This is a genomic window from Streptomyces sp. SID3343 (assembly GCF_009865215.1).
GTDB lineage: Bacteria > Actinomycetota > Actinomycetes > Streptomycetales > Streptomycetaceae > Embleya.
The window spans coordinates 1-1,345 of the sequence record NZ_WWJX01000202.1 but is presented as its reverse complement, the minus strand read 5'-3'; the positions used below and the strand labels follow the sequence as shown (position 1 = coordinate 1,345).

General features: G+C 72.7%; 1 protein-coding gene. It reads left to right on the top strand.

The features are described from left to right. Nucleotides 1-448 precede the first annotated feature (448 nt). Complete coding sequence (locus GT354_RS07410) at nt 449-1,270, top strand: alpha/beta hydrolase (RefSeq protein WP_161355452.1); 822 nt, start codon at nt 449-451, stop codon at nt 1,268-1,270. Nucleotides 1,271-1,345 lie beyond the last annotated feature (75 nt).

The window sequence follows — 1,345 nt, the reverse complement described above, 5'->3', positions numbered from 1 at the left end:
GCCGGCCCGTTCCCAGCGGCCGACACGCGCGGCGTCGCGGGCCGGGTGTCGGCCGAAGGGGTCGGGCGGGTCGCCGATCACGTCATGGGCTGTGCGCCGGCCCGGACGACCGGGTGCTGACGACCGTCGGCCACTCGTTCGGCGGTCTGCCCGCCCGGTTTCTCGCCGCCGCGACCCGTCCGCCGTTGTGGCGGTCGACCCGCGCTGCTCCGGGGCGTCCTGCCGCTGTCGGGATCCGCGCCGCGCTCGACCGTGCCCGGTCCGGGAGCCCGGGGAAACGGCCCCGCGCCGGACCACCGACGTGCGAACGCTTCCGTCACGGGCCGCCTCCGGCGCGCCGCTCCGTCGAGCCGCGACCGCCGACCTCGACATGCCCGACCGTGGCCATGCCGCAACGATCGACAGAGGTCGGCAAGCGGTCCGGCCACACGGTCGAAGGGAAACGGTTATGGCCACCATCACCACCAGCGACGGCACCACGATCTTCTACAAGGACTGGGGCAGCGGGCAGCCGGTCGTGTTCAGCCACGGCTGGCCGCTGAACGCCGACGCGTGGGACGAGCAGATGCGCGTGGTCGCCGAGAACGGCTTCCGGGCGATCGCCCACGACCGGCGCGGACACGGCCGCTCCGACCAGCCGTGGCACGGCAACGACATGGACACCTACGCCGACGACCTCGCCCGACTGATCGAGACTCTCGACCTGCGCGACGTGGTCCTGGTCGGCCACTCCACCGGTGGCGGCGAGGTCGCCCGCTACATCGGCCGCCACGGCACCGACCGGGTGGCCAAGGCCGTGCTCCTGGGCGCGGTCCCGCCGATCATGCTCAAGTCCGAGGCCAACCCGGAGGGCACGCCCATCGAGGCGCTCGACGACATCCGCGAGGGCGTTCGGGCCGACCGTTCGCAGTTCTATCAGGACCTCAGCGCGCCCTTCTACGGCGCCAACCGCGAGGGGGCCGACGTCTCACAGGGCGCGCGCGACGCGTTCTGGCTGATGAGCATGCAGGTCGGCGTCAAGGGCGCGTTCGACTGCGTCGAGCAGTTCTCGGAGACGGACTTCACCGAGGATCTGAAGAAGATCGACGTCCCCACCCTGGTCGCACACGGTGACGACGACCAGATCGTGCCGATCGCGGCGGCTTCGCTCAAGACCGTCGAACTGGTCGACGACGCCACGCTCAAGGTCTACCCCGGGGCGCCGCACGGCTTGTACGGCGCCTACGCCGACGCGTTCACGGCCGACCTGCTCGCGTTCCTGCGCGGCTGACCCACCGGCCGTCCACGGCCCGGTCGCCCGGGTCGTGGACGGCGACGCGTGGCTCGTGCGGCCCGGGCCCGGGCC

Excerpts from the sequence above, each read along its gene's own strand:
- GT354_RS07410 (WP_161355452.1), top strand. The coding sequence starts at position 449 with ATGGCCACCATCACCACCAGCGACGGCACCACGATCTTCTACAAGGAC.